5 protein-coding genes are annotated in these 7,725 nt (G+C 63.4%); 3 read left to right on the forward strand and 2 right to left on the reverse strand.

Annotated features, from left to right (window positions below):
- The first annotated feature begins 9 nt into the window (after positions 1-9).
- The 3 genes from mksB to mksF are packed head-to-tail and all read left to right on the forward strand — an operon-like array spanning position 10 to position 4,777.
- Positions 10-1,257, forward strand: a complete 1,248-nt coding sequence (gene mksB, locus AYB31_RS16710) for an Mks condensin complex protein MksB (RefSeq protein WP_162493011.1) — start codon at positions 10-12, stop codon at positions 1,255-1,257.
- The gene (gene mksE / locus AYB31_RS16715) at positions 1,254-1,961 is read left to right on the forward strand and encodes an Mks condensin complex protein MksE (RefSeq protein ID WP_068829840.1); all 708 of its coding nucleotides are present in this window, start codon (positions 1,254-1,256) and stop codon (positions 1,959-1,961) included. Before mksB ends, mksE begins: the two co-directional genes overlap by 4 nt.
- Positions 1,958-4,777: an Mks condensin complex protein MksF gene (gene mksF / locus AYB31_RS16720; protein ID WP_068829841.1), complete on the forward strand. Its 2,820-nt coding sequence runs from the start codon at positions 1,958-1,960 to the stop codon at positions 4,775-4,777. Before mksE ends, mksF begins: the two co-directional genes overlap by 4 nt.
- Positions 4,778-4,848: 71 nt before the next feature.
- On the opposite strand, the gene AYB31_RS16725 is transcribed toward mksF, so the two are convergent.
- Both AYB31_RS16725 and AYB31_RS16730 read right to left on the reverse strand, forming a co-directional pair.
- Entirely contained in the window at positions 4,849-5,157 is a 309-nt protein-coding gene (locus AYB31_RS16725; RefSeq protein ID WP_068829842.1) for a PepSY domain-containing protein, read from the reverse strand.
- A gap of 76 nt (positions 5,158-5,233) precedes the next feature.
- Positions 5,234-7,540, reverse strand: coding sequence for a PqiB family protein (locus AYB31_RS16730; RefSeq protein ID WP_068829843.1), 2,307 nt, complete (start codon positions 7,538-7,540; stop codon positions 5,234-5,236).
- Positions 7,541-7,725 lie beyond the last annotated feature (185 nt).

The following is a 7,725-nucleotide window of genomic DNA, read 5'->3' on the forward strand; positions in this document are numbered from 1 at the left end:
GGCGTCGCGATGATCGATCCCAAGCGCGTACTGCGCGCCCTCGCCGAGCACTGGACGCTGCTCGAACCGCTCTGCGAACGCTTCGATACCGGCACCCTGAGCCTGATCGAACTGCGCCACCAGCTCGGCGCGCAACTGCCCGAGGGCAGTCCAGCCGATATCACCGCCCTGCTCGACCAGTGGATTCGCCTGGACATCCTGGTGCCGGTGGCCAAGAGCCCCAACCGCTTCGAGCTGAACGCACAGATCCACGACTTCCTCGCCTACCTGCGACGTGAGCACCGTTTGGGTTTGTGCCTGGAGATCGAGGCCTACCTGCGCCACCTGGAACGCCTGGCCGGCTACATCCAGGACGCCTTCGAAGTGCGCGACGGCAACGACCTGGCCCGCCAGCTGCGTTTGCTCGATATGCGTGTCAGGGACGTTCTCAAGAAACTGGGCAACGACGAACAGGCCCTGGTCGGAGTGGCCGAGCGGGCCAAGACCAGTGATCGGCAGATTCCGCTGCGCCAACGCTATGCCGAAGTGCTGGCGACCTGGGACGAATACGTCGAGCCGATGATCCAGCTGGTTTCCGCCGACGGCGCCTTCGAGCAGGGCGTGCGCCGCGTGGAACAGGTACTGCTGCGCCTGCTCGGCGAACAGCAGCGCCTCGGCCAGCTGGTCGACGACGACCTGCTGCTGCGCACCCACGCGCGCATTCTGGAAATGCAGACCGTCGCCCAGTTGACCCTGCGCAAGGCCCGCGAACTGCTGCTGCCGCTGCGCGAGGAAGCCCGTCGGCACAACGCCGTGACCCGTGGCGCTGCGCTGGCGCTGTCGGTGATCCGCAAGAAGGGTCTGGACGCCCTGCCCCAGGCCTCGATGCCGCTGTTCAGCCGCCCGCAGAGCACCTTCCTCGGCACCGCCAGCCAGGTGGAAAGCTATGTCTACGCCCTGGCCCGCTTCCAGCCCAAGCCCAACCAGTTCCCCAAGGCCAGCGGCGCGCGCAAGGGCGCAGCGCCCAAGGCGCCACGCACCGCCCGCGAGATGATCGAGCGCTGCGAGCAGGCCCTGCCGTTGCCGGACCTGATGGTCTGGCTGCTAGAGCAGGAGCCGGAAGGCGCCACCGACGAGCTGCTCTACTGGTTCTCGCGCCTGTCGCGTGACAACCGCTTCCAGCGCGAGCGCCTCGAGCGCCGCGACTACCTCACCCGCGAGCATCAGGTCAGCCTGAGCTCCTATGCCCTGATCAAGCCGGCCGGGACCACCGCATGAATATCGACCTGAAAGAACTCACCCAGCTGGCGCCGATCTTCCGCGAGCTGTTCAAGGGCTACCACATCAGCCGCAACAGCCCGGAGCTGTATACCCAGCTGTCCAACCAGCAAGACCAGTACCGCGCGCTGTTCAAATCGCTCGGCTACGAACTGGTCTGCGACAGCCGTGGCTTCTACTACTTCGTGCCGGAGCAGATGGGCGCTCAGGTGAACAAGACCGCCCAGCGCCTGGCGCTGTTCACCTTCATCCTGGTTGAACACCTGGCCGACCAGGGCCGCGACCCGCTGGCCGTGCTCGACGGTGGCAGCCTCGGCCGCGACGAGCTGCCGGCGCTGCTGGAGAAGTACAAGGATCTGTTCCTGCAGGCCGAAGTCACCACCCAGGAAGAACTGGAAGAGAAGGTCATGCGCCGCCTCACCCAGCTCGGCTTCGCCGGCGAGGACAACGGTGTGTACCGTTTCCTCGCGCCGATGCACCGTTTCCTCGACGTGTGCCTGTCGGTACAGCAGGACCGCGACCTGGCCGCCACCCTGCATAGCAACCTGCCGCTGCCGACCCCGGAACTGGTGGTGGAGGATGCCGAAGAGGACATCGTGATCATCGAACCGGAGGAAGCCGAACCCGCGCCGGCCGAGTCCGAGGAAGAGGCCCTGGCCCGCGCCATGGCCGAAGAACGTGAAGCCCAGGAGATCGACGCATGAGCCAGGAACGCTACGGCATCCGCCGCTTCGCCCTGCTGAACACCGCCGGCTACAGCCTCGGCATCTTCCCGCTGGAAAACCCGCTGTCGGTGTACGGCGCCAACAACCTGGGTAAATCCGCCTCGATCAACGCGCTGCAGTTCCCGATCCTCGCGCGCATGTCGGACATGAGCTTCGGCAAGTACAGCCTGGAGCAGTCGCGCAAGTTCTACTTCGCCTCGGACACCAGCTACATCCTGGTGGAAGTCGCCCTACCCCATGGCCCCCATGTGATCGGCGTAGCCGGACGCGGCCCGGGTGGCGGCTTCGGTCACCAGTTCTTCGCCTACCAGGGCGAACTGAACCTGGAGCACTACCAGCAGGGCGGCACCTGCCTGCGCCAACGCGAGCTGTTCAAGAACCTCGGCCAGGCCGGCATCGTCGCCTACGAGCTGAAGCCGGAAGAGCTGCGCCGCCTGCTGGTCGGCGGGCATACCAGCATCCCGCTGGACCTGACGCTGATCCCGCTGCGCTCGACCAGCGAGCAGAGCCTGAAGACCTTCCGCGCGCTGTTCATCAACCTGCTGCATATGCGCGAGATTACGGCTGCGAAGTTGAAGCAGCTGTTCCTCGATGCCTTCGAGCACAGCCTGCGTTCGGGCAGCGTCGACTATATCGCCGCCACCGAGGAAGCCTTCCGCGACGTGCGTCGCATGGAGCAGGACTACCAGGCCCTGGTCGCCGCCGGCCCGCTGGTCGAGGCCCTGAGCGGCGGCGTGGCCCAGCGCGAGGTGCTGCGCGGCAAGCTGCATCGTATCTCGCCGCTGCTGGACAACCTGCTGGGTGCCTGGCAGGACTACTCGGGCGCGCGCAAGGAGGAGCTGGTGATCCAAGCCGAGCACTACAAGCGCGAGCAGGACGGCCTGCAGAACGAGCAGCGTGGCGGCACCGCCGAGCTGATGCGTCTGGAGCGCGAGATCAGCGAGATCCAGCGCTGGCTCGGTGAGCTGGGCGTGCTGAAGAACCGCTTCGCCCTTGTCGAAAGCGCCAAGGTCCTGGAAGAGCAGCTGCTCGCCGCCAAGGATGCCCACGACGAACTGGCCGGCGCCCTGGCGCAATCGCGCCAGTTCTCCGCCGAAGACCTGGACGAGCGCCTGCGCGACCTGGAGAAGCGCCTGAAGTCGGTCAAGCAGCAGCTCGACCACGCCGACAACAACAGCTACTCGCGCCTGCGCGAAGAATTCAGCCAGCAGGACGTCGACCGCCTGATGCGCTTGTTCAACGGCCAGCTGTTCAGCCTGCCGCTCGGCGAGAAAGGCATCCAGGCCGAGGGTGATGACTGGGTCAAGGCCGTGGAGGCCGTGCTGGATCGCTTCAAGGGCGACACCTTCGCCGTGCCGGGACTGTCCATCGACCTCTCGCATATCGAGCCACCGGCCCTGCAGGCCCTGGCCGACCGCGCCGCCCTGCGCGACCAGAAGGACCGCCTGGAGCGCGAGCTCAAGCAACTGAAGACCCAGCAGGCCGTGGCCAACGACCGCGCGGCAAGCAAGGCCGAGGCCGAACAGCTGTATCAGGCCGTGCTGGATGCGCAGAAAGCGCTGGAAGACTTCCGCAAGAGCCAGACCCTGGCCGTCGAGGAGCCGAGCAAACTGGAACAGCTGGCTCAGGCCGAGGCCGCTCAGGACGAACTCAAGCGTGCCAGCGATGCCTTTACCGAGCGCGTGCAGCAGCTGTCCGCCAAGCTGCAGCTAATCGGTCGCCAGCTGGCCGACCTGGAAGCCAAGGAGCGCACTCTGGAAGACGCCCTGCGCCGTCGCCAGCTGCTGCCGGCCGACCTGCCCTTCGGCACACCGTTCACCGAGCCGGTAGACGACTCACTGGAGAACCTGCTGCCGCTGCTCAACGACTACCAGGACAGCTGGCAGGCGCTGCAGCGCATCGACGGCCAGATCGACGCACTCTATGCCCAGGTACGTCTCAAGGGCGTGGCCAAGTTCGACAGCGAGGACGATCCGGAGCGTCGCCTGCAACTGCTGGTCAACGCCTACGCGCATCGTCAGGACGAGGCCCTCACTCTGGCCAAGGCCCGTCGCGCCGCGGTCACCGACATCGCCCGCACCCTGCGCAATATCCGCAGCGACTACGACAACCTGGAACACCAGCTGGCGCTGTTCAATCGCGAGATCAACAAGCGCCAGGTGTCCAACCTGGAGAGCTTCCGCATCGTCCTGGCGCCCAACCGAGACGCGCTCAAGCATATCGACCAGATCATCCACAGTGCCGGCCAGTACGAGGAAGGCGAGACCCTGTCGGTGTTCGACCTACAGCAGAGCAGCGAGCAGGACGCCAAGAACGAGGAAGCCAAGGACTACCTGTCGCGCCTGGTGGCGGCCAACGGCAACCAGCTGGGGCTCAAGGACCTGTTCGAGCTGGCTTTCGAGATCACCAAGGTCGGCGGTCAGCCGGTGATGCACACCGACATCGACGGTGCGGCGTCCAACGGCACCACCATGACCATCAAGGCGCTGACCAACATGTACCTGCTGCTGCACCTGATGGACCGCGAACAGGCTGGCAAGGTGCGCCTGCCCTACTACCTCGACGAGGCGGCGGACATCGACGAGCGCAACCAGCAGGCGCTGATCGAAACCAGCCTGCAGCTGGGCTTCGTGCCGATTCTCGCCTCGGTGAAGCCGCAGGTCTCGGCGCATGTGGCCATCGACCTGGAAGGCGGCAGCGGGCCGAACGGCATCTACATCGACGAGGCGGACTGGAAGTTCATCAAGCGCCGCGAGCAGGTCAAGGCCGCAGTGACGGAGGCCGAGCCGGCCTGAGCTGGCCCGGATGCGCTCCAGGAGTAGAAACGACAAGGGCCGCTAATGCGGCCCTTGTTATTGGGGGAGGATCAATCGTCCTGGTGGTCTTTCAGGATCTGACCCGTTGCGGCATCCAGCTCCAGATCCCACTGCACACCCTGAGCGTCGCGCACTTCCACCTGGTAGATGTAACGGCCGTATTCCTCTTCCAGCTCGGTCTCCTCGACCTTGCTGCCCGGATGCTTGGCCAGGGCCGCAGCATTGAGCTTTTCAAAGCTCTGGATGGTGCCGGCGTCGCGCAGCTTGAGCGCTTCGTCAGGCCCAAGGTCACGGGCCTGGGCGATGCCCGCGGTAGTGGCAAGGGCAGTGGCGGCGAAAAGGGTAGTCAGCTTGTTCATCTCGGTTCTCCGTAGGGGTGATCGCTTTCGACGGAAATCAAGATAACCAAGCCGACTTAAATCAAGCTGAACCGGACTACTGCTCCAATACGATCTTGGGCGCCCACTTCAGCCACTCATCGCGGGACTCATCGTAAAGAGCGAACGTCTGCCCTGGCTGAGCCGGACCGCCCATCAGCGGGTTATCCGGTGTCGCAAAGGCGATCCCCCCCTCCAGCAAGGCTTCCAAGGATTCAGCACGCAACTTCACGCCCTTGAACAGTCCGGCATCCACGCCAATGCCGCTGGCATTCCAGAAGCGGCTGCCGCTGCGGACCAATGGCGCATAGCGTGGCTCGATCAGCACATGGATCAGCACCGTGTCGGAAGTCCGGCCCAACTCGAACCGGGTTACTTTGCCCACCGGCACTTCTCGGTAGCTGACCAACACCCCGGGCTTGATGGAGCCCCGGCGCGGAGCACTCAGTACCAGGTGCAGACCTTGCTCGCGAGCCTCGCTCACGGCAGGCACCTCCTGGCGCACTTCGAAAAAGTGCTGTGGCTTGCCCGCCTTGTTCGCCGGCCGCACTTCCAGATACTGGCCGCTGACCAGCGTTTCCAGATTTGCCGTACGCACCAAGCCGAGTTCCGGCTTGACCACCCAGAACTCCGAGCCCGCGCTTGCTATACGCGCACTGGCTTTGGTGATGCGGGCGTTGAGCAGCACCGATTGCAGATCGTCGGTCAACTCAACCGTCTCGATCTCGCCGACATCTATCCCCTTGTAGCGAATCGCCGTGCCCGGGCTGATGCCGTCACCGGTCGTAGCCTTGATCTGAATGGCCACGCCCTGCTGCAACGCGCTGTCGCGGTCGGCATGCAGGGTGAAGCGCTGGATCTTGCGATTGACCGCGGCCTTCGGATTAGGCGTTTCAAAGCTGACACCGCCTGCCATCAATGTCTGCAGCGATTCGCTCTTGACCTCGATTCCCGACGACAAACCGCCCTTGAGCGTTACGCCGCTGGCGTTCCAGAAGCGTGTCGAACTGTTCACCAGGTTGGCGTACTCGGGCTCAATATGCGCGCCAAGCACCACTCGCTGCTGGTTGCGCGAGAGCTGGAAGCTCTGGATGGTACCCACCTTCACCTGGCGATACAGGATGGGACTGCCGACCTCCAGAGAACCCAGATTATCAGCGAATAGCACCAGGTGAAGACCTGGGGCAGCCAGATCGAGCGGAGGAGCCTTGGACCTGGCCACGAAGTCACGCACCGCTGGCTTGCCTTTCTCGCCGGGCTTAATTGCGATGTAATTGCCTTTAACCAAAGCCTCCAGACCCGTAATCCCCGCCAACGAGATGGACGGCTTGACCATCCAGAACTCGGCGCCTTCAGTCAGGTAGTCCTCAGCGCGGGGATCGAGCATCAGTTCTACCGAGGCGCCCGACAAATCTTCATTGACCTTGATCGTCTTGAGAGTACCCAGTTGGGTTCCCTTATAGAGAACCGGCGTTCGACCCGGCTCAAGGCCATCGAAATCCTGCAATTTCAGACTGACCCTGATACCGGCCTGTGCCGCCTGGTAATCCTCGTAGAGGCGGAAGGGAATTGCAGGATCCGTGGGTGGGCTATCTTTGCGGTGTTCTGGAGTCGAAAAGGCGATCCCTCCCGCAAGGATGCTGGCCAGAGACTCAGTCCGCACCTTGACGCCAGACAGGCCGGCATCGATAGACACTCCGCTGGCATTCCAGAAACGCGTATGTTTGCGCACCAGGCTGGAAAACTCGGGCTGGATGAATATCTTCACCTCGACCGTGCTCTGGTCCTCGGTCAGCCGGTAGCTCTTCACATGCCCGACCTGGATCTGTTTGTAGAAGACCGGACTATCGCGATTCAGGGAGCCAAGGCGATCAGCCTTGAGCGTCAGGTGCAGGCCGGGCGTGGAGTCGGCCAGAGGAGGCTCTTCGGTAAGGGCAACGAACTTGCGGGTCGGCTCCCCATCGCCTGGGCTCACGGTGATGTAGTTACCGGACACCAGAGTCTCCAGGCCGGTGATACCAGCAAGCGACACATTCGGCTTAACCAGCCAGAAACGCGTGTTGCTGAGCAGATGGGGCTCTACCCGTTTGTCCATCTCCAGGCTAACCCACACACCGCGCTCATTCTCTCGGTCACCTAGCTCCATGCCGATAACCTTCCCGATAGTCATCCCCTTGTAGATGACCTCGGTCTTGTTGGCCTGAATACCCTCGCCCGAAGGGAAGAAAATTTCGACCTCGATACCGGCCTGCTGATAGGCCCGCCAAGCCAACCAGCCACCGATCAGCAGGGCAATCAAAGGCAATATCCAGATGGCGGACCAATTGGTGGTGCGACGGGTATTTGCTGTGCTGATTTCGCTCATGCTCGGAAAAGACTCCGTTCCTTCTGATCGGACAGGGGCTGCTATCGCGCCAAACAAGCCAGATAACTCTGAGCAAGCGTATCGCAAAGGCCCATCTAGGGTATGTGGAATTTCTTGCGCGCAAAGACAAACCCCCGACCAGCGTGAGCGGGTCGGGGGTTTGGGATAGGAGCTTGACGATGACC

Source organism: Pseudomonas sp. BMS12, from assembly GCF_001592875.1.
Lineage (GTDB): Bacteria > Pseudomonadota > Gammaproteobacteria > Pseudomonadales > Pseudomonadaceae > Aquipseudomonas.

Excerpts from the sequence above, each read along its gene's own strand:
- mksF (WP_068829841.1), top strand. The coding sequence starts at position 1,958 with ATGAGCCAGGAACGCTACGGCATCCGCCGCTTCGCCCTGCTGAACACC.
- AYB31_RS16730 (WP_068829843.1), bottom strand. The coding sequence starts at position 7,540 with ATGAGCGAAATCAGCACAGCAAATACCCGTCGCACCACCAATTGGTCC.
- mksB (WP_162493011.1), top strand. The coding sequence starts at position 10 with ATGATCGATCCCAAGCGCGTACTGCGCGCCCTCGCCGAGCACTGGACG.
- AYB31_RS16725 (WP_068829842.1), bottom strand. The coding sequence starts at position 5,157 with ATGAACAAGCTGACTACCCTTTTCGCCGCCACTGCCCTTGCCACTACC.
- mksE (WP_068829840.1), top strand. The coding sequence starts at position 1,254 with ATGAATATCGACCTGAAAGAACTCACCCAGCTGGCGCCGATCTTCCGC.